Origin of the sequence: Pseudalkalibacillus salsuginis (assembly GCF_021646685.1) — a bacterium.
Lineage (GTDB): Bacteria > Bacillota > Bacilli > Bacillales > Fictibacillaceae > Pseudalkalibacillus > Pseudalkalibacillus salsuginis.
In genome coordinates this window covers 195,934-217,511 of sequence record NZ_JAKJHW010000006.1, presented here as the reverse complement: position 1 = coordinate 217,511, position 21,578 = coordinate 195,934, and the positions used below count along the sequence as shown (strand labels likewise).

19 protein-coding genes are annotated in these 21,578 nt (G+C 42.2%); 6 read left to right on the top strand and 13 right to left on the bottom strand.

Annotated features, from left to right (window positions below):
* The first annotated feature begins 61 nt into the window (after positions 1 to 61).
* Positions 62 to 991, top strand: a complete 930-nt coding sequence (rnz, locus tag L1611_RS15720; protein WP_236314662.1) for a ribonuclease Z — start codon at positions 62 to 64, stop codon at positions 989 to 991.
* Positions 992 to 1,146: 155 nt separating this feature from the next.
* Here rnz and L1611_RS15715 read toward each other — a convergent pair whose 3' ends face one another.
* The 5 genes from L1611_RS15715 to L1611_RS15695 form a co-directional block, all read right to left on the bottom strand.
* On the bottom strand, positions 1,147 to 2,694 hold the full coding sequence (locus tag L1611_RS15715) for an ABC-F family ATP-binding cassette domain-containing protein (protein WP_236314661.1): 1,548 nt from the start codon (positions 2,692 to 2,694) through the stop codon (positions 1,147 to 1,149).
* Between the two features lie 531 nt (positions 2,695 to 3,225).
* The gene (locus L1611_RS15710) at positions 3,226 to 3,570 is read right to left on the bottom strand and encodes a cyclic-phosphate processing receiver domain-containing protein (RefSeq protein WP_236314660.1); all 345 of its coding nucleotides are present in this window, start codon (positions 3,568 to 3,570) and stop codon (positions 3,226 to 3,228) included.
* A gap of 73 nt (positions 3,571 to 3,643) precedes the next feature.
* Entirely contained in the window at positions 3,644 to 4,150 is a 507-nt protein-coding gene (locus L1611_RS15705; protein ID WP_236314659.1) for a GDYXXLXY domain-containing protein, read from the bottom strand.
* The gene (locus tag L1611_RS15700; protein ID WP_236314658.1) at positions 4,150 to 5,364 is read right to left on the bottom strand and encodes a DUF2157 domain-containing protein; all 1,215 of its coding nucleotides are present in this window, start codon (positions 5,362 to 5,364) and stop codon (positions 4,150 to 4,152) included. Before L1611_RS15700 ends, L1611_RS15705 begins: the two co-directional genes overlap by 1 nt.
* Positions 5,365 to 5,761: 397 nt before the next feature.
* Entirely contained in the window at positions 5,762 to 6,496 is a 735-nt protein-coding gene (locus L1611_RS15695) for a DUF1836 domain-containing protein (protein WP_236314657.1), read from the bottom strand.
* Between the two features lie 192 nt (positions 6,497 to 6,688).
* Here L1611_RS15695 and htpX point away from each other — a divergent pair, with 192 nt between their 5' ends.
* Positions 6,689 to 7,567, top strand: coding sequence for a protease HtpX (gene htpX, locus L1611_RS15690; protein ID WP_236314656.1), 879 nt, complete (start codon positions 6,689 to 6,691; stop codon positions 7,565 to 7,567).
* A gap of 325 nt (positions 7,568 to 7,892) precedes the next feature.
* On the top strand, positions 7,893 to 8,369 hold the full coding sequence (locus tag L1611_RS15685) for a BsuPI-related putative proteinase inhibitor (RefSeq protein WP_236314655.1): 477 nt from the start codon (positions 7,893 to 7,895) through the stop codon (positions 8,367 to 8,369).
* Positions 8,370 to 8,540: 171 nt separating this feature from the next.
* Here L1611_RS15685 and L1611_RS15680 read toward each other — a convergent pair whose 3' ends face one another.
* From L1611_RS15680 to L1611_RS15665, 4 genes are all read right to left on the bottom strand, one after another.
* A complete protein-coding gene (locus L1611_RS15680) occupies positions 8,541 to 9,713 on the bottom strand; it encodes an MFS transporter (protein ID WP_236314654.1) in 1,173 nt (390 codons plus the stop codon).
* A gap of 442 nt (positions 9,714 to 10,155) precedes the next feature.
* Entirely contained in the window at positions 10,156 to 11,526 is a 1,371-nt protein-coding gene (locus L1611_RS15675; protein WP_236314653.1) for an N-acetylmuramoyl-L-alanine amidase, read from the bottom strand.
* A 143-nt stretch (positions 11,527 to 11,669) separates the two neighbouring features.
* Positions 11,670 to 11,834, bottom strand: coding sequence for a YtzI protein (ytzI, locus tag L1611_RS15670; protein WP_236314652.1), 165 nt, complete (start codon positions 11,832 to 11,834; stop codon positions 11,670 to 11,672).
* A gap of 83 nt (positions 11,835 to 11,917) precedes the next feature.
* Complete coding sequence (locus L1611_RS15665; RefSeq protein ID WP_236314651.1) at positions 11,918 to 12,442, bottom strand: hypothetical protein; 525 nt, start codon at positions 12,440 to 12,442, stop codon at positions 11,918 to 11,920.
* A gap of 279 nt (positions 12,443 to 12,721) precedes the next feature.
* Here L1611_RS15665 and L1611_RS15660 point away from each other — a divergent pair, with 279 nt between their 5' ends.
* Complete coding sequence (locus tag L1611_RS15660; RefSeq protein ID WP_236314650.1) at positions 12,722 to 13,597, top strand: peptidoglycan-binding protein; 876 nt, start codon at positions 12,722 to 12,724, stop codon at positions 13,595 to 13,597.
* Positions 13,598 to 13,619: 22 nt separating this feature from the next.
* Here the strand turns inward: L1611_RS15660 and L1611_RS15655 are convergent, their stop codons facing one another.
* Positions 13,620 to 14,552, bottom strand: coding sequence for a DNA-3-methyladenine glycosylase family protein (locus L1611_RS15655; RefSeq protein ID WP_236314649.1), 933 nt, complete (start codon positions 14,550 to 14,552; stop codon positions 13,620 to 13,622).
* A gap of 205 nt (positions 14,553 to 14,757) precedes the next feature.
* Between L1611_RS15655 and L1611_RS15650 the strand changes: the two genes are divergently transcribed.
* A complete protein-coding gene (locus L1611_RS15650; RefSeq protein WP_236314648.1) occupies positions 14,758 to 15,777 on the top strand; it encodes an acyltransferase family protein in 1,020 nt (339 codons plus the stop codon).
* A 127-nt stretch (positions 15,778 to 15,904) separates the two neighbouring features.
* On the opposite strand, the gene L1611_RS15645 is transcribed toward L1611_RS15650, so the two are convergent.
* On the bottom strand, positions 15,905 to 17,629 hold the full coding sequence (locus L1611_RS15645) for a S8 family serine peptidase (RefSeq protein ID WP_236314647.1): 1,725 nt from the start codon (positions 17,627 to 17,629) through the stop codon (positions 15,905 to 15,907).
* A gap of 265 nt (positions 17,630 to 17,894) precedes the next feature.
* Between L1611_RS15645 and L1611_RS15640 the strand changes: the two genes are divergently transcribed.
* Positions 17,895 to 19,274 (top strand): Glu/Leu/Phe/Val family dehydrogenase, encoded by a 1,380-nt coding sequence (locus tag L1611_RS15640; RefSeq protein WP_236314646.1) that lies wholly within the window; start codon positions 17,895 to 17,897, stop codon positions 19,272 to 19,274.
* A 94-nt stretch (positions 19,275 to 19,368) separates the two neighbouring features.
* On the opposite strand, the gene hutG is transcribed toward L1611_RS15640, so the two are convergent.
* Both hutG and hutI read right to left on the bottom strand, forming a co-directional pair.
* Complete coding sequence (gene hutG / locus L1611_RS15635; RefSeq protein WP_236314645.1) at positions 19,369 to 20,319, bottom strand: formimidoylglutamase; 951 nt, start codon at positions 20,317 to 20,319, stop codon at positions 19,369 to 19,371.
* On the bottom strand, positions 20,297 to 21,577 hold the full coding sequence (gene hutI, locus L1611_RS15630; RefSeq protein WP_236314644.1) for an imidazolonepropionase: 1,281 nt from the start codon (positions 21,575 to 21,577) through the stop codon (positions 20,297 to 20,299). The genes hutG and hutI overlap by 23 nt, the downstream gene beginning before the upstream one ends.
* Position 21,578 lies beyond the last annotated feature (1 nt).

The following is a 21,578-nucleotide window of genomic DNA, read 5'->3' as shown; positions in this document are numbered from 1 at the left end:
GGAATCAACGCTTTAGGATGGTGAACAGATGGTATATACTATCATTGAAAGGATGAAAGGTATGGAAATACATTTTCTGGGAACAGGGGCAGGTATCCCTTCTAAAGGTCGGAATGTCTCATCCCTTGCGCTGCGATTCATGACAAATCGTGAAGGTGATGTATGGCTGTTCGATTGTGGGGAGTCTACCCAGCACCAAATCTTGCATACAAACCTGAAGTTATGGCAAATATCGAAAATATTCATTTCTCATATGCATGGCGATCATCTCTATGGCCTTCCTGGTGTTTTAGGCAGCCGTTCTTTCCAGGGTGGAGAAAACCCATTGACAGTGTATGGTCCAAAAGGAATCCACGAATTTGTGACAGTGGCATTGGAAACGAGCCGGACCTATCTGAAGTATCCTCTCGAGATCGTAGAGTATGATGATGGGTACACTGAAAATGATGAGGGCTATAAAATAGAGGCTGCTCTACTTGAACATGTGATCCCTTCATTCGGCATCCGGATAACAGAACCTTTACAACCTGGCCGATTACTTGTTGAAAAGCTGAAAGAAATAAAGGTTCCACCTGGACCTGTCTATCAAAAACTGAAGGAAGGCGAAACAGTCACAATGGATGATGGACGGACCTTACATGGGGCGGACTTTATCGATGAGGCACAGCCTGGCAGAGTGGTAACGATTTGCGGAGATACCCGCCCCTCCAAAAAGACAGTACAGCTTGCGCAAAATTCAGATCTTCTGATACATGAGGCAACCTTTGCGGAAGGGATGGAAGAACAAGCAATCGACTATTTTCACTCGACTACGATACAGGCTGCCGAAATTGCAAAACAAGCAAATGCAAAACGCCTGATTCTCAATCACATCAGTTCAAGATACTATGAGCGCTCAGAAGAATTGCTAGAAAGTGCGGTGCGTGTATTCAACAACACAGAACTTGCGCATGACCTTGACGTCTTTCACCTGATAAAACGGAAAAATTGATTTAATATCGGAGTGCTGCATTTTACCGATATTTCTTGGCACTTTACCAATAAAATCTACTTGTTTACCAATATTTTCTGGAATTCAACCAATAAATTGTATAAATTTACACTTATAAAAAAGACTTCGGCCAAAAACCGAAGTCTTCCCTTCCCCTATTTCATCCACTCTTCTACGTTCCAAATATCTGTAATCCAATCTTCGTAAAATTCGGGTTCATGCGACACAATGAGGACTGTCCCTTTATATTTCCCAAGGGCTTCCTTCAATGCTTCCTTCGCTCGTACATCCAGATGATTCGTCGGTTCATCCAACACCAGAAAATTGCTTTCTTTCATCATCAACACACAAAGCCTGACCTTCGTCTGTTCGCCTCCGCTCAATGTGTTGAGCGGCTGATAAATATGCTCGTTTCTTAACCCGCTCCTTGCCAACCGTTTCCGAACTTCTTTCTCCTCCATGGATGGAAACTGGGACCAAACATGTTGCAGAGCCGACTCAGTACGTGAAAACGTGATTTCTTGCTCAAGATAAACAGGTCTTACAAAGCTTCCGATTTCCACTTCTCCGCCTAGTGGTTCAATGAACCCGAGCAGCGATTGGATCGTCGTCGATTTTCCGATACCATTGTACCCGGTAATCGCGATTTTCCTTTCCTTTTTGACCGTCAAATCGATTCCATTGAACAAAGGCCTATCATATCCGACCTGTAGTCCTCTCGCGACCAGAACTTCTGGATTCGGTTCTCTGCATACCTCAAACTTGAACCTTGGTACTGGCTGGTTAATCGGCTTTTCAATACGCTCGATTTTTTCGAGCTTCTTTTCACGGCTCTTCGCCTGTTTGGCTGTCGAAGCTCTCGCTTTGTTACGGCGGATGTAATCCTCCAGCTTATCAATCTCCTTCTGCTGCCTGACATAGGCTTGATAGGTTTGCCTTTTCCGCAACTCATACGCTTCAGTAAAAGCATCGTAATTACCGACATATCGTGTTAGTTTCTGATGCTCCAAATGATAGACCACATTCACGACCTCATTCATGAAGGATGTATCATGTGAGATCAGAACGAAGGCATTGGGATAATTCAGCAGGTACTTTTGCAGCCAGGCAATATGGACATCATCCAGGTAATTCGTCGGTTCATCCATCAATAAGATATCCGGCTTGCTTAACAACAGTTTTGCAAGCATGAGCTTTGTCCGTTGTCCCCCGCTTAATTGACCGGTTTCCGTTGTCATACCTAATGCTGATATTCCGAGTCCTCCTGCTACCTCATCAATTATCGCATCTATAGTATAAAATTGATGAGTATCTAACGTACCCTGAATGTTCCCGAGTCTTTCCAGATCCTTTTCTAGATGTGGATTTTCCTGGCTGGATAATCGTCGGGTGATGTCGATCATTTCCCGCTCATATTCATAAAGCTTTGAAAAGGCGCCTTGCAAGTATGTCCGGATTGTTTCGCCTTCATTAAAATCGGGATATTGCTCCAAGTAACCGATTTCAATGCCCGGATGGCGATCAATTACGCCTCCATCGGGTACAATCTCTCCTATGAGCAGCTTCAATAAGGTAGACTTCCCGCTGCCATTAGCGCCGACTAGCCCAACATGTTCTCTATCCAGTAATCTGAACTCGATTTGATTGAATAATGTTCGATCACCATAACCGTGTGTCAGTCCTTTTACATGTAAAATACTCACTATCGTTCCCTCTTTCTTTATTGATATGGACCACCACACAAGACTTGGACGATAACTCTCCTCTTTTTCGAATCATGAAAATTCGGGCAAACCTGTTTCACTAAATCCGATTAAATACAAAAAAGCAAGGTGCTTGAACACCCTGCTTCTTCTGCGACTGACCACTAAGTGTCTCATCAACCCTGACAACATTTGGAGAAAAAGCGTGGTTTTGACCAGAATGTTGTGTTGGTTGTGACTAACACTATGTATGGTAACAGCCCAAGATCCTTTCGGTATACACTATGCCGATAAGGGGTTTCGAGGATGTCAATCTGTTGTCTTGTGATGGCTTTGTTCTAAAAATGGGCATACTTCTCCCGTTATCAAGCCACTACAATTAAAAGCACAACAGATCTCGTCATCATCTCGAAGTGAACACCCTCTCATTGGTTATTACTACCATATTATCGGAATTCTCTCCGATTGTAAAGCATGACAAAAGGCTGTCGAGTATTCCCTCGACAGCCTTGAGTATCCCAATGAGGGATACTAGTTCGCTTTATTTAGTCTAATCGGTAATGGTTGATAAAAAATTTTTACATCTTCCGGGATGAGAAACCGGTCTTGTGCATCTTTCAGAAACAAAAACATTCGCTTGCCAGCACCAGCGTTAGCGGAATGGACCGTAATGGTCTCTGCGAATAATTTATGTTTTACCATGTATTCAACAAGCATATACCCATTCCGATACTTGTTTTCTAAATCATGGTCCAAGGAAAGATGCTGAATATTTTTTTCTTTCAACAATTTGATACATTGTTCAATGTCTGTAGCTAAAATATAATTGTCGGGACATGGACGGACATCGTCTAAAAAAACGTTAATTTTTGACAATATATGTCTCCTTCCCGCTGGATTATGACAAGTATATCACACACAGTACCGTAACCCAAAAACTATTTTTCAATTACCTTTCATTTGACAAAAGTTCCTTAATTACGACATTTCCCCATGGGGAAACCCGTACGCTTATTTTATCAGGGCGCTCATCTTCAAGTGCTTTTCCGGTTCCTTCTTCAACATAAAACCGTTCAATTCCATAATCGATCATCACTATGCCAGAGTAATCATCTACCCACCGTACTTTTCCTTTAAGTACGATTTCTCCATGTTCAGTTTTGGGCTTTTGACTGTGTACACTTTTTGCCTCATGAACATCACCTGATTTATGGAGGATCACATATACCCTCTCCCTCTCGTCAATCCCGTCATCTTGCAATAAATCGAGTGATAAAGTGGATATATCATAATTCAAGGTAACATAATCTCCATAAAAAATGTCCCGGGGATCAATCGGTTCAGTTTTCAAGACGACCTGTTCACCAAATTTCAAAGTCATATAATGTGTTGCAGCGATCCCAATCAAAAACAATACCTGAAGGGCAATCAAAATATACAGCCATTTTTTCCGCATTATGATTGACCTCCTTTTGTTTTGTGTACCCATTTTCTCCGTCTTCGTTCAAGTAGCCAGCTTAGTATGAAGAGCAATATCCCCCCGGCTAAGAAGAACATCGACTTCGGCAAGAAATTCCATGCTAATTGGATATAGGCAACAAGAGTACTGATCAGGAACAAAAATGTCCCGCGATTGATTCGATCCGATTCCTCCAATTGATAGCCTTGAATCAAAATGAATAATGAATAACCGAATGCCAACAACAAATAGAGAACATCACCGATATCACCGAACAAGAACAGAGGTAAGAATAAAGCAAAATCAACCCAATTGGACTGAATGTTCCTTCGAATTTTATTCCATCCGATTAGAGCTCCAATTCCTATCAGAATGATAAAGTATAACAAGTCATTCGAGAGGATATCTTCTTCATAATGGATCAGCTCTCCTAAAAAGAAAACATGAACGAAAATGACAGCTAAACTCCCGAGGATGCTTATGTTCTTAAAGGCAAGCTGCCCCTTCTCACTTCTGGTCCACTCACTGATTCCATAAAGGAGAAGAAATATGACCGTCATCCATATATACGTCAGATCATAAGCGACTAAGAATGTAATACCTGTAATCGTATAAGTAATTGAATAAAAATAATAGAAAAGTGGATGATCCTCTTTAAATGTCACATATCCAGCAGCAACAACAACAAGAAATGCTAATGAAAAGCTGAACACTTGAAAAGACAAGGCACTATAAAGCAGACCAGCCGTTCCGATCACCAATGACAAAAGATAAAAATACTTGTTCGGGAGCATCATGTAAAATAACAAAGCAACCAACATCCAAAAAATAAAAGCTGCAGCATTGTAAGAAACGATGTGAAACATTTGTGCTGTCAAAAAGATCCCAGCCCCGAAGATGATGATACCTATTCCTATCAATGCTGTCCCAAGTGTCCTCGATCCCTTTTCGACGAGATGAAATCCAATCAGTTGAAATCCTATAAGTGCTCCACAAATGATGGTTAGCCTGAAGACATCACTCATATTCGACCAATTGGAAGCAACAAAAGTCAGAACACCAAGTCCTATTAATATACTTCCCAAGATCGGTAATAGGTTTTTGTTCTTTTTTTCATATAATGACAAGATTCCCTCGAGTTGTTCCCTTTCGATCATCCCTTTCTCCATCCATTTTGAACCTTCCTTTTCCAGCCATTTTCGTTCGTTCATCTCGCTCCCCCTCTCATTTCTAAGTTATGATATTCATTTAAAAAACAAATATGGAAACATTCGGTTTATTTAGTGAAATTTTACACCATTATTGCGATTTTGCATATAAGAAGACTTGACTCATAAGAAAAGCGTAAACGCCCTGGTCAGCCACGAAGGTCACTGGAAGTCCAACCAGGAGGCTCGAACCAAACATAGTTCGGTTCTGCGTGGGCAAACACTTCGAACTAAATCAATGTGTCGGCCGCCGCAGGAGGACTGAAGTGATCCAAGTGGTTGGGCGGTGGAGCTGGACATCCCTTCATCGAAACAAAATTTTTATTCTTTCTTATCTTTTAAGAAAAAAGTGCCCGATACCCCCACATGTTGGAGCGGACACTTCTTGATTGATTTATTTTCATAAAAATAAAGTCGTATTCAGAAATTGACGTGATACTGATTGGAAATAGGATGTCTGGATGGACAAGGTTGCGATGACCAATGCATTTTTTACTATAGAAAGTTCTTTATTGTCCAACCTATCCAAGCACTTAATCTTATTCTCCGCCTTTTGAAAAACCAGCATTTCCGCTTTCGTCCCCTGTTTCACTCGGAAATCCACATCTACTACATGGTCATTATTCAAGTCAAGCTCTTCAAAAATTGCCGAGTAAGTATAGTAAAAATCAATGGGGCCGATCAAATCGTCATGTCGGTCCTCTATATCATTAAAAATGAGAGTAAGCATATTCCGTATGGAGAGGAAGTCAAGCGTGCTTTTAAGATCCTCGACGATAAAAAGAATCGCGGCTTGTTCGATAGAGTATTTCTTACCCTTCTGAGGTGAACCGATCAAATTACGTACATCCCTCTTTACCCAATTCTGTACAGCGCTTGTCGAAAAGCTGCTATGTTCGATCTGATTACCGAGAGAAACAATTTCATTAATGGAAAATCCTTTATTGTGGTTAGGTCCTTTGATGATCTTCTCAAAGATTGCCGGAAGCGAAGATTCCAGTACGCCCTTTTCATTAGAACTTTTTGTATCAAGCCAAACCTTTTTCAATACATCCAAAGGGGTTTTCCCTTGATCAGAGTTTATGGATATGAGCAGTTCTGCCATTTGATGACGGGTAAGTTTAAAAGAAGGCATTTTTTCACCTCATTGAACATGGTCATTTGAACTTATCATACGAGATAAACGATAGGTACGTCAATTTCTTTATGTAAGGATTTTCAAAAAATTCTCATAAAATTTCAGGACTATTATCTTGAAAAATCCTGAAGGGTCATTTATACTATTCTCATAATTAAGTTCAAATGAACTTGAAATGAGGTATGGAAAATGGCAAAGAGAATTTTTCTGTTTATCCTGACAAACATTCTAGTCCTTACTACCATCATGATCGTCTTGTCGTTGTTAGGTGTAAACAATTACATCGAGGGCAACAACATCATGTTGGGGCAATTGCTGGTGTTCAGTGCTGTCGTCGGTTTCAGTGGTTCATTCATATCGCTTGCAATTTCCCGTTGGATGGCTAAAAAAATGATGGGTGTCAAGGTGATCAACCCTGACGGTCCCCTTTCTTCATATGAGCAAGACCTTGTCGATCGAGTACACCGTCTTTCACGAGCAGCAGGATTGGCGAAAATGCCAGAAGTCGGTATTTATAACTCTCCGGAAGTGAACGCATTTGCGACTGGTCCATCTAAGCGTCGTTCACTCGTAGCCGTTTCAAGCGGTTTATTACAAAACATGGATAATGATGCAGTTGAAGGCGTATTGGCACACGAAGTCGCGCACATCGCCAATGGTGATATGGTAACGATGACTTTGTTGCAAGGCGTCATCAATACATTCGTCGTATTCTTATCCAGAATCGCAGCATGGGCAGTGTCACAGCTTGTTGATGAAAATAAAGCTGCTTTAGTACACTTCCTTGCCATCATCGTGTTCCAAATTGCGTTTTCAATCTTAGGAAGTATCGTTGTCATGGCGTACTCCCGTTACCGTGAATTCCACGCAGACAGAGGCGGTGCTGACTTAGCTGGTAAAGATAAGATGATCCATGCCCTTGAATCATTACGGGCACATGTCAACCGAGTCGATACTCGTCAAGAAGCACTCGCAACAATGAAAATCAGTGGCGGCAAAAAGAAAAGAATGCTCTTTTCTACTCACCCGGATCTTGATGAACGAATCCGCCGTTTACATGCAAAGTAATAAATTGATAGCAGAGTGGAGGCTGACCTTTGTCGTGTCAGCCTCCTTTTTATGGACCTGAAATTGCCATAATGGCTAGTCTAGGATACTATAGAGATAAAGAATCACACTCTTGGATGAATGGTGAAACAAAACCATTATCAGCTGCAGATTGAACTCCTGCTGCACAGTTGAAAGAACGATCATGAACAATCGAAAAACAAAAATGCATTTTCAATCTGACCAATAGCCTGAAACGGATGAAACATAGACTGCTGCCATTACGTCTATACTACAAATACGATTTCAGGACACCTATGAAATGTCCGGAAAAGGAGGAATCACCATGTATCGACTTGCTGCAGTCTTTTTAATCCTTCTCCTAACTGCATGCGGGACAAGTAATCAACCTGAAGAACCAGACTCCCAACCGACAAATGGCCAAGCAAATGAAGATAAAGAAGATAGAAATTCTGAAGGGAATGATAGTGTGGCAGATGAATTCAAGCTCAATGTCGTTTCATTCACAAAAAATAAAGCTGTAGTCGAGCTTAAGAACGAAACAGGAAGCACACAAGAACTTCAGTTTTCAAGCGGTCAACAATATGATATGTGGATTACCGATCAGGATGGAAAACAAGTCTTCCATTGGGGAGAGGATAAGATGTTCACACAAGCCTTGAAAACGATCACGATGGAACCTGGCCAGACGAAAACCTTCGAAGTTGATCTTCCTGAACTCGAGCCGGGAACATATAAAGTGAAATTCAAAGTGACTTCCAAGCCGCCAATCGAAACGACATTCACACAAACTATTGAATAAATTGGAGGATGAATCGTAATTTCCTGCGGACACAGGAGACCTTATTCGATTCATTCCACCCCACTCTTTACAATGATAGAGGACACCAGAGACCTTATTTGGTAAAACCCATTGGAAATCATTAGGCTTTTACCTGAATAACGGAATGGATGTCCTCTTAAATTCCTCGGGTCAGTTTTTTTGTACGCCCCATTTCACCAGTCCGCTTCCGACCACCAAAAGAGCACCCGCAAATCCAAATACATAAGCAGTCATAAAGCTTCCTGAAATCCAACCACCGACGATCGGACCTATCAAATTACCAAGAAAACGGCAGCTGGCGGTTACACCGAAAGCTCTTCCCTGTATATCGGGTGGTGTCTTTTTATAGATCAATGTCTGGATCGTAGGCCAGACACCTCCTAATATCAATCCTTGCAGAAAACGCCATATATACAATTCATAGATATTGTCTGTCCATAATTGGGGAAAGAACAATAAACCGCTGAACAGCATGACAGCGGGAAGCATCTTGATATGACCGATCCGGTCACCAAGCTTACCGAGGTATGGTGAGCCGATGATCGTGGCAATCCCAAGGATGGAGGCTGCAAATCCAGCAAGAAGCGCTAAATTTTCCGGGTCATGGACGAAGGTCTTCACAAAGATCGTCATCATTGAATTTGTACTTAACATCGCTGCTTGTAATAGGAAGGTTGCAATGAACAGAATCAGCAGTTGTTTATTACGAAGGACATCCAAGAACGTTCCTTGTTCCCCTTTCTCAACCTGCATCGGTTCATCTTTAGGTATAAAGAAAATGACGAGCGTCAATGTCATCAAGATACTGATCCCTGTAATAGCAAATACTGGACGAAACCCGAAAAAATCTGAGAGTGCCCCGCCTATCAAGGGTCCGATGATCCCCCCAGAGATGCCCCCTGTCTGTAAGAATCCTAATGCACTGCCAGTATGTTCTTTCGGAGTGATTCTCGATAAATAAGAAAAGGATACGGTTATGAATCCTGAAAAGAAGCCCATAAAAAACCGAAGAGCCAATAACATCCATGGCCCGTTTGCGAAAGACATCGAAAAGGTTATGACACCCATGCCGATTCCGGCACGGATCAAGTTTGCTTTCTGACCATATTTGTCAGCAAAAATCCCCCATACCGGCGCCATGATTGCTCCTGATAAAAATGCAGCAGAAAATACAGCTCCAGTCCAATTACTGAGGGCTTGGCTGCCTGTCACACCTAATTCCTCTAAAAACAATGGGAGGAATGGCAAAATCATTGTCATGGCAGCAACGACAATGAAATTACAAAGCCACAGAAACCGGGCGCTCTTACGCCAATTCTTCATGGTTGTTCATCCTAATCTGTTTGGAACTTCATAGAATTTATTTCGGAATCAGAAATAAATCTTTTTTCATTGTACCACTATTTTGCTCCACAAATTAGTTTCCAGCTCATGTTCATTATCTTCTTCCGTATACCGCTTTCCAACACCATCAAGAAAAGCTAAACGCCCTGGTTAACCATGAAGGTCACTGGAAGTCCGACGAGGAGGCTGTAGCCGCCGCAGGAGGTCTGAAGTGATCCAAGTGGTTGGGCGTTGGAGCTGGACATCAAGAAAAGCGCAGACGCCCTGATCAACCGCGAAGGGCACTGGAAGCCCGACGAGGAGGCTGTCGCCGCCGCAGGAGGTCTGAAGTGATCCAAGTGGTTGGGCGTTGGAGCTGGACATCACTTCATCGAATTTATACTTTCTTATCCTTTTAAAAAAGCTCCATATCAGGAGCTTTCTAGTCAAGCTGTTGCTTTGTTTTTTCCAACCGATCAAGTTGTATATTGATCAGTTCCATTTCAAGATCGATCATTCTCTCATAAATATTGAGGATCAGTTGTCCATAATTTGTACCTGGTACAGCCCATTTTCCATTTAAGGCAACCCATGTCGGTGCAGATCCTCGTGTGACGAGATGAAAACGGGGATCGACAAGCTTTTCACCTTCAGGGAGGCCCGCTTTTGAAGCGTAAGCATACAAGTGTTGGATATGGGCAGTAACCCCCTCATGTGGTGTCTCGAAGGAAGCCCCAGGCTCATCCGGACCGGTCGCTCCGATACCAGCGTAGTTGTTTTGCTCCGGTTTCACCACACCCGTATACCTGAAATAATTCGTTTCATGGACCGCCTGAGCGTAAGCTGCATCTCCGCGTATTCCATATTTCTTCCCAATTTCAAGATAAAGAGATGCTAAATTTGGTGCATTCGGATTGACCCGCTTAACGAATGCTTGCAGGTTTCCTGCTGTTACTACGCTTGATCCAAGAATAGTAAAACCTTTGACTGGTTCAGGTGGCGGGGCTGGTACACTTGTCCCTTCTGTGACGATGAATGCATCCGCTATGCCGATACGTTTTAATGCTGTCACTCTCTCATCAGCATTTTCTTTTTCTGAAAAAGCACCTGCTTGTACCCTGTAGTATTTTGTGCCGTCAATGGTAATCGGGTAGATGAAAGAATCCACTTTATTACGCTCAAGAAAGAGTACTCGTTCTTTTGCGTTCTCTTCCTCTTTAAAGGATCCAGCGATCACTTTATATAAGACGCCAGGAATGGGTGCCGGTTTAGCTTTCAAATTCAACGCTTTTGCGATACCAGTAGCGATCGCTTTTGACACATCACGGACAAATTGATCGTTCAATATCAATTTAAGATCCTGTTCATTGTCTACGAATAAAACCTCAAGCAACAATGCATTCATTTTAGTATTTCGCAATACATAGAAGTTCGCCCTCTTTTGCCCGCGATCAATGACACCATACTTTCTTGCTGTAAACATATATTCTTTATGAACGACATTTTGGATTTGTTTTGTACTTTCTGGCACAGTGCCATTATAAATGTAACTTTCGAATCCTCTGCCACCAGCTGCATTATAATGGATGGAACAGAAAAAGTCAGCGTTCCTTGCATTTGCAAAATCTGTTCTTTCTTTTAAAGCCATTGTTTTATCAGACGATCTTGTCATCAGGATTTCGGCATCATATGACACTTGCAAATAATCTCGGACAAGAAGTGATACTTTCAAATTAAAATCCTTTTCTCTGTACTGTTTATAGATAGCACCTGGATCGGATCCTCCATGCCCAGGATCAATAACAATTCTCATAATCATTTTCACCACTTTCAATAGAATATCATCCCCTATAAGCAATATATTCTGATACGCAGATATTGCTTGTACGAATAAACAAAAGGTTGACTGCATTATACAGCCAACCTCTCAGTAAGGATAATTATGGAATTGTTCATTTATTGGTTTGATTGGTGATCGTTTTTTTCTTTTCCATCAAGGTTTGGGTTGTTTTCTAATGGATCGATTGTATGTTTATAGGAATAACCCTTTGTAATCGCTATGACGAAAATAACCAAAACGAATATGATGATGAGAATCGAAACAAGTAACACTTTAAACATCTTGTACATCCCGTCCTTCCACTTACTACTTTAACACAGAAAGCAGGATGACAGCAGAGGAAAATCACACCCCCAATGTATCACTATTTCCCATACGTGGCAGTCGCACCCCAATAATCCTCTGCTACATTATCGTTCATAACCACATCAAGATCATGAAAAATACGATGTGTAATGAACATTTCTTCTGTGGTATTTGTTTCCAGGGCTTTTTCAATTCCTTTTGCAGCACGTTCCATGTCGACAGCTAAAGAACCAGAAGTCTCAGGCAAAAGAATATCATTGATATACTCGAGTTGTGATTCCAGTTCTTCATCCTTGCTTTTCGGCTCAAATGTCCTCCAAGCCCCCCAACCCAACAGCTTATTGAAATAAGCATGCATTTTTGCTACTTCTCTAGAAAACTCCTCTTCTTTGTTTCCATCTACGAATATTGCATCATGGTCGACGACACGGATTTCGCCATTGCTTTTCGCATCTGCAAGCGTTTCAGAGCTTTCATTTGCCTTATTTAGCAGATACATGCTTGTCCATCCACCGATTCCAACGATGACGATAACTAGCAGAGAAAGGATCATAACCAACTTTGATGGTCGTCTAAAACTCATCAGGACAACCCCCTAGTTCTGATTTAACATTATTTTTTCACAGTGATTAAAACGGTAAAGAAATCAACCAAGAATCCACAGTTGTCTGTCTGATGTATCCACTTTTAAATATAAAGGATTTTACTTTATTTCCGTGATTATGACAATCAAGCCCTTCCGCTGTATTTTAATCGTAATCACATTGTAAATCCATTTTTATCTTCATGTCATAATGGCCTAGTAGAATGTCCAATTAGGACGTCAAAAAACCGTCCTATTTCCAAAGGAGGGAACTTCTATATGTTCAAAAAGGCAGCATTGACTGTTGCGATAGCAGGTTCAGCCATGCTTGCACCAACAGCAACCCAAGCGGCGGATCTTGAAACGCCGTTAAAAAAGCAAATGTGGCATGAGGATGTTCATATACTTCAAGAGGACCTGAAAGAACTAGGATTTTTCGACTACGATAAAACAACCGGTTACTTCGGTGACATCACCCAAAAAGGTGTGGAAGACTTCCAAAAAGCTTATAGCCTTAATCCGACCGGAACTTTAGATAAAGAAACTGCAAAAGTATTGGATAAGGCGACAGAACTTATTGAACGAGGAGACCGTGGTAAAGCGGTTGAACACTTACAAAAACATTTGGCTGAATTGAAGCTTTATACTTATGAAGTTGATGGTGTTTTCGGTCCGTTGACTGAAAAAGCTGTCACCAAGTATCAAGAAAGCAATGGCTTGCAAGTTGATGGTATTGCAGGTCCTGAAACAAAAGCCGCATTGTTTGATCTGAAAAAATCAGTACAAAAAGATGCTGAAGCAGAGGCACCTAATAAAGAAGCATCTGAACCGACAGAAACCAAACAAGCTACAGCGGATGAAGAACAACAAACACTCACGATGGAAGCGACAGCATATACATCAAACTGTGATGGTTGCTCAGGTATAACAGCTACAGGCATTGATTTGAATGCAAATCCGGATCAGAAAGTAGTGGCGGTAGATCCTGATGTCATCCCTTTGGGAACTGAGGTATACGTTGAAGGATATGGACGTGCAGTAGCAGGTGATACTGGTGGAGCGATCGACGGTAATAAGATTGATTTGTACGTGCAATCTGAACAAGATGCTGTAAACTTCGGAAAACAATCAGTAGAAGTAACCATCCTAAACTAATATAGGTAAGAGTTGGCCTGGATCAGGTCAACTCTTTTTTATTTGTATCCTTGTTCAGATATTGCCACATGTAGAAAGTAATATAGCCTTCCCATGGCCTCCAATCATCATTTTCTGCCAAAAATCGTATTTCTTCTGGTCTTGGCTGCAAGTCCAATTGGTAAATCCGCCTTACCGCATTACGCAACCCGATGTCTGCAGCAGGTAATACGTCTGGACGATTCAATCCGAATAACATTAAACATTCGATCGTCCACTTCCCAATTCCTCTGTATGGAAGCAATTCATTGATGATTTCATCGTTCGAATCCGTCCACAACCGCTCTAAATCTATGTTCCCGTTTACGATTTTTCTTGCAAAGTCAATGATGTATTCTGCTTTCCTTTGACTGAATGAAAGCTCGCGAAGCTGATCATATTCCAATTGTGCAATAGTTACCGGTCGCGGGAATAGGTAAAGGTCGAATCCCTCAAAGTTTTTGATCTGCCCAGCAAGACGAATGAGCCGTTCTTTCAAGGTAGCCGCGAAAGTTAGATTGATTTGCTGACCTATGATCGTATCGACCATTACCTCAAACAGGTCAGGGTTTGACAGAACTCTCATGCCATGGAATTCATGAATCAACATGGCTATTTTTTCATTGTCTTTGAAGGTCTCATAGAATTCAAGCAAAGAATTCTCAATACCGAACATCCTTGTTAAATATTTTTTCAAGGAGTGATTTTCATGATTGTCTTCAGTATTATGAACAATATAAACCTTGTCGCCCTTTTTCTTGATTTCTGCATCCAATAAGAATGGCATGTCTCCCAGGTAGATCCACTTTATGAACCTGCTGGTCTCTGGAAGAATGACCATTGGTTTTAATGTATCTGTCGTGCGATGATGCCTTCGAAATGTGTGATCAAAAGAAAACGGTCCTTCTAATAGTATTTCAAAATAAGTTTCTTTCATAGTATCCCTCACCTCCATTACGTTTGTTACATTGATTTCACGTCTATTAAAATCGTTTTACACACCTACAGAAACATATGACAAATCCGAATTAATTATATGACATCCGATTCATTCGAAAATTGAAGGGGTATGATAATTTATCACATACTTCTTTTTAGTATGTATTCTAGAAAAATAATTTTGCATCTTGGGGGCCCTTGCTATGAGTAAGAAACGTGAATCCTATTTTGATAATGCTAAATTCATACTAATTTTTCTTGTTGTATTTGGACACTTCATCAGTCCACACAAAGGTGATAGTGAAGCCCTATACACAGTATATAACTTTATCTACACCTTCCATATGCCTGCATTCATCCTTATCGGTGGATTCTTTTCGAAGAGCATTATGAAGAAAGGCTATTTGAAAAAGATTTTCAGAAACATTTTGATTCCATATTTCATTTTCCAGTTTATTTATTTCGTTCTTCATAGAATCTGGAATGGAAAGGAAACATTAACTCTATTCGACCCATACTGGACTCTCTGGTTCTTATTGAGTATGGTACTTTGGAATATATTACTCCTTCTATTCATCAAGCTGAAGCATCCAGCAATAATGATGGCTGTGGCATTGACTATCGGTATTTTTGCAGGTTATATCCAAGATATCGGAACATACTTCAGTTTATCGAGAACCTTTGTATTCTTCCCGGTATTCCTTGGCGGTTACCTGTTGAAAAAAGAACACTTCACTAAAATCCTGCGTCCTGAAATACGAATTGCAGCAGGCACGATATTAATCGGCATGTTTGTAAGCTATTACTTCTTTTTCCCGCAGGAAGCGAAAGATTGGCTGCTTGCTTCATCTTCTTATGAGGAATTAGGGGTTGAATTAGGGCAAGCGTGGTTTATCCGTCTATTGATGTATGGATTGATGGCTCTTGCTACATTCAGTTTCATGACTTTAGTTCCTAGAAGGAAAATGTTTTTTACACATCTTGGAACAAGAACGCTTTATGTATACTTGTTACATGGGTTCATCGTGAAGTTGTTCGAACTCTCACCGTTTTATGACCTAATAGGTGAGTCAGGAAACTATTTTGTCCTATTAATTCTGGCAGCGATCGTCACATTGATTCTGGCATCCAAGCCGATCATCACACTTGCCCAACCGATGATCGAACTTAAAACTCATTTGCTACAACGATATAGGAACAGAAAAACAGCAGATGTGTCATAGAATCGAAGTTTCGACACGATCCGAGAATTACCTGGGAAATAATGTGTGTTTCGACTTAAAAAGGGCTGCCATTTATTAGTGGCAGCCTCTTCCTATTTTGTTTATTCAACTACAAGCATTTTTTGGATTATTGATTTGAAGTAAGGTTCAATCCATTCGTGCCTGCACTCAAGTCTAGATAGTAGGAACCGTTTCCGGAATAAGAAGAAACTTTAAGGGTGTAAGTTCCTGTTGTTGTCGGTTTGAACGTGATCGTTTCCTGACGTTCCGTGCCTTCTGACTTTGCAACCTGTTGACCTGATGGATTGTAGAGATAGACATCAAAGTCAGGAGTGCTTCCCCACCATAAGAATCCAGGCTGCCAATCTGGGATGATCAAAGTCACTGCCGAAGGATAGTTCGTGTTGTCGACAGTGAATTGGTACGTATCAGCTGCTCCGCTTCCACCTAAAGAGTTTTGCTCTGCAAAATGGTTAGGAGTAGCGATGTTTGTACCTGATAGGTTACCAGCATCACTGATTGCTGCAAAACCGTCCAAACGGCCATGTCCATAATCGACATCCTTACCTGCTGGACCCCAATCTTCAGCTGTATCTGCTAGAACATTTCTAACCTGGCTCGGGGTCAGAGCGGAATTCGCTTCAAGCATCAATGCAATCGTACCAGCAGTGAATGGTGTTGCCATACTGGTGCCTGAATACGTTACATAGCCATTGCCGCTGTTTGCTTCAGCCGCAGTCAGGTTATATCCTGGTGCGATAATATCAGGCTTTATACGTCCATCAGCCGTTTCTCCCCTGCTTGAGAAATCTGCCAGGAAAAAGCCTCCTTCACCGACATCTGCCCCAGCCCCTACAGTAATCGCCTTTTCAGCTGCACCTGGGGATCCGACCGTTTTCTTGCTCGGACCAGAATTCCCTGCTGCCACTGTTACGACCAATCCAGCGTCAACTGCCTGATTGACTGCCTGGGAGGTTGAATCCGTTCCATCAGAGCTGGCTGAAGTTCCTAAACTCAAGCTTAATACTTCAATACCGTACACATCCTTATTTTCCACAGCCCATTCAATACCTGCAGTAACGTTACTCATACTGCCGCTTCCAAGGCTATCCAACACTTTGACACCGACCAAGGCGGCGCCTGGAGCAACACCTTTATGTGTCGGATTTCCATCGCCATCACCGGCCACTGTACTCGCTACGTGGGTTCCGTGTCCTTGATCGTCGTAAGGAGTCGTACGATTATTCACAAAGTCTTTCCACCCGATAACTTTTCCTTCATCAAGATCAACGTGGCTCGCATCGATTCCGGTATCAATCACAGCTACGACCTGGTCATCCTTTGAATAAGAAGCGGTATTTCCATCGCCATCCCCAGTAAATCCGTAATCCGCTCTAGCTTTTTCTGTACCGAACCATGTATTTGCCGTTCCATTAAACGCTTTGACTGGCGCATCATATTCAACTGATTTGACGAAAGGAAGATTCTCCAATTGTTGGATTTGCTTTTTCGTCATCGTTGCCGCTACACCATTGATCGCCTTGTCGAATGTAAATTTCGTGTTGAACTTTCCGACTTTATTCATGATTGCTTCATGTGCTTTTTGATTCGCCATCGAGTCATCGAACCGGACAATCACTCCTATCTTATCTGAAGCTTGCTTTTCACTGAGCATCGATTCAAGATTATCGAACAGTTTATTATCGTCTTTGTTGACCATAGCAGGTGCAAAATCAGGGTTTTTCGCTTGTTGGAGCTTCTTTCCTGGCTCAGCACCGCTGGCTCCCCCTATGGATGTCAACAACATACTGGTTGCTAATACGGCAGATGCGACAACATGTTTCTTTTTCATTCCTTTTCCTCCCTCAAATTTTGTTGCTTTTTAGAATTATTTTGATTTTTCTGTAAGTAAATCGTATTACATTTGACCTAGGATATAATGAGGAAAAAGGATGTAATAACAAAATTTAAAAACTATGTAAAATGGAGGATTTATTTCAAAGGTGTTTTTGGAGCCCAGTTCGACCATCCTATATATGAAGTGTTTTATCTTTTCAGTTTACGGGAAAAAATTGTTATACTTTAAATACACATGTTCAATTGGGAGGTTTTTAGGTATGGCAGGTCAAAACGGTTCGATTGTCCAACATTCACTTGATGCACTATTAGAAGACGAGTCCTTTTTACCAGATTTGAGAGAACAGGATCGAAAGCTAGCTTTTACTTCTCTTACCGCGATTCTATCAACACCGAATCATATACATAAATCGTTTTTGCGGATTGCTTTAGAGAATGGAAAAGTTATTCGGATCCCTGCATTCAGAGTACAACACAACAATACACTTGGTCCCTATAAAGGTGGGATCCGATTCCATGAATCTGTAAATGAAGATGAAGTCACGAATCTTGCTTCACTCATGACATTGAAGAATGCTCTACATGAAGTCCCATTCGGGGGTGGCAAAGGCGGGGTCATCATCGATCCGAGAGACTTTACCGTCAAAGAACTTCACCAGATATGTAAAAAATATGTCCACTATTTCAGTGACATTTTAGGACCGGATAAAGATATTCCGGCACCTGATATGGGGACTGGGGACAAGGAAATGGATTGGATGATGGCCGAGTATAAAAGCATCCGCCCTGGAACTCCATACCGTGGAAGCTTCACAGGAAAAAGCATCATCAATGGAGGCTCATTAGGAAGGAAAGAAGCGACAGGTAAAGGGGTATATTTCACCTACCGTTACATGATGTCGGACTTCCTTGAGGACCATAAGGAATGGCTCGGTGCACAGGAGAATCCTTTTGCGCAAACCGCATTGGATCATAGTAATCGTCCATTGAAGATGGCTGTTCAAGGGTTTGGTAATGTAGGTTCGATTGCAGCGCTTGAAGCTTTCCAATGTGCACACTTGAAAAATCGGGTTGTTGCTGTCAGTGACCGCAATGTGACATTATATAACGAAGACGGATTGAATATTCCAGCCCTTGTGGATTATACTGCTAATAATAATGGGGAACTCCCTATGACTGAAGAAGAACTTGATGGATTAGAAATAAAGGCAGAGCTTCTCGACCGTGAGAAGGTCCTATACCTTGATGTCGATGTACTTGTCCTTGCAGCTCTTGAGGATCAGGTCCATAAAGACAATATGACCCAGATAAAAGCGAAAATCATCGTCGAAGGAGCCAATGCCCCGGTGACTACAGAGGCCGATGATTATTTAGCTGATAAAGGCGTCATCATCATACCGGATATCCTTGCAAATGCCGGGGGGGTCATCGTCTCCTATTTTGAATGGGTACAAGGTCGGGAAACGCAATTTTACAGGGAAGAACAGGTATTCAAGCTGTTATTTGACAAGATGCAGAATACAATGGATACGATCCTGCCGCAGTTTTTCGGAGATCCTTTCCCATTGAGACAAAATTGCTATATCCATGCTGTCATGAAGCTTTCTACTGTACTGTTCCGACAAGGGAAGTTATATTGATAATCCAAACGGGGGACTATTAAATTCAAGCTTATCATTGAAAGGGATTCTGAAAACACGAAGGGAGTGATCAATAAACGATCACTCCCTTTTCTTATCCTCGATGAAGCATGAATGTCAAAATGATGAAGGCTGCCAGCTTACTGGTCATGTTCCTGAAATCGACAGTGGGATCGATCTCCACAATATCCATTCCCTTGACCATCGGTTCTTTCGCAAGCATTTCAATACCTTCGAGTAGATCATCACTTGTCATTCCGCCAGGCCCGATGGCGGGACACCCTGGTGCGAAGGCTTGATCAAGGACATCCATATCTAAAGAAACATAGATGAAATCGACGTGTGCCTTCAGCTGCTGAATGGATTGGTGCAGAATATCAGTCAGTCTCTGTTCTCTAACATCTTTCATGGTATAGATTGTCACGCCATGATCCTTGCCATACTGGTGATATGGCTGGCTGTTTGAGAAGTTACGGATCCCGATTTGAATCAATTGATCCCCGCTTATTACGCCTTCTTCTATCAGCGCCCGGAATGGCGTACCGTTTCCAGTCCCTCCATCTTCCCGATTACGTAGATCATGATGGGCATCAAATTGGATGATTCCGACTTTCCTTCTATTTTCCGAAAAAGCTCTGATGCTCGGATAACTGATCGAATGATCGCCACCGAGGACGATCGGAACCAAACCTGGCTGATCCTTCAATACACTGGTAAGCGTTTCATAGATCCGATCATGTGAGGCAGGAATATCAGTCAAGTGCATTTCCACATCACCGAAATCTGTGATCGTCTCTTCTGCAAGATCCGTTTCCTGTTCGATTGCATAGGTAGAAAGCGTTGAAAACATTTGCCTGATGACACCCGGTGTCTGGGATGCTCCTGAGAGACTGATCGAAGGCTTTGATAAGGGGGCACCTATCAGACCGATGCCGCTTATCTGGCTTTCCCCGTCCCATGGATGGATGATTTCATGGGCTTTGATGACCTGTGAATCCCTGAAGCCTGCTTCCCCTGCTTTTTTAAGATACGGAAACTTTCCCATTTCGCCCTCTCCTTTCAAAGAGCGTTTCACCATTTTTCAGGACTGTCTTCACGTGATTGACGCCATAATGATATGGAATATATAGATAGTTCGCTGCATCCCAGATGACAAGATCCGCTTTTCTTCCTTCTTCTATTTTTCCTGCTTGCTCCCCGCATCCGATCGAGTATGCAGCATTTACGGTGACCGCATTCCAAATCTCTTCCGGTGTCATCCTCAATTTCAATGCAGCCAGGTTCATGATGAACTGTAGGTTCTCAGTAGGGGAGCTTCCAGGATTGAAATCCGTAGCCAGCGCTACAGCCGCATCCCCTTCAATCATCTCTCGGGCTTTCGCGAACTCGTTTTTATTCAGATAGAATGTCGTTCCTGGTAAAAGGACCGCAATCGTGTTGGTTTCCCCCAGTTTCCTGATCCCTTCTTCCGAGGCGCCGACTAAGTGATCGGCTGAAATCGCCCCGACTTCACACGCCATTTCAGTTCCGCCAAGGGGATCGATTTCATCAGCATGTATTTTGACATCAAAGCCCATTTCCTTCGCTTTGTTTAAATACTTACAGGACTCCTCCACAGTGAAGACACCTGTTTCACAAAAGATATCGACGAAGCTTGCGAGTTCTTGTTCTTTGACAGTCTCCATAACTTTGACCATTTCATCAAGGAAGGCTTCAGACTCGCCTTTGTATTCATGAGGAATGGCATGAGCTCCTAAATACGTCGACACGATATCGGTCTTTTGGTTTTCTTGAAGCCGTTTGATGACACGGAGCTGCTTCAGCTCTGTATCTGCTTCAAGGCCATAGCCGCTTTTCGCTTCCATCGTCGTGATCCCGTAGCTTTGCATCCGTTCTAGATGGAACACGGCTCTTTCATAAAGAGTATCTTCATCTGCCTCACGGGTCGCTTTGACAGTCGATAAGATTCCGCCTCCCTGTTTTAAGATCTCCAAGTAAGGGACTCCTTGCTGCTTGAGGGCTAATTCGTGTTCACGCGAACCCCCAAATACGAGGTGGGTATGCGGGTCGACTAAGCCAGGTGTAACCAGCTTCCCTTCGCAATCGATCTCATCTGCTGAATCAATGGCTGGTGCTTGATCAGCAGGACCTGCAAAGGCGACTTTCCCATCCTTGATGGCGACCACAGCTTTCTCCACCAACCCGACTTCCTTCATTGCTTCACCTTTACGGATTCCTTCTGGTCCTTGCATCGTCAGTAATTGACCGATGTTCTTCAAAAGTAAGTCTGCTTTAATTGTCATA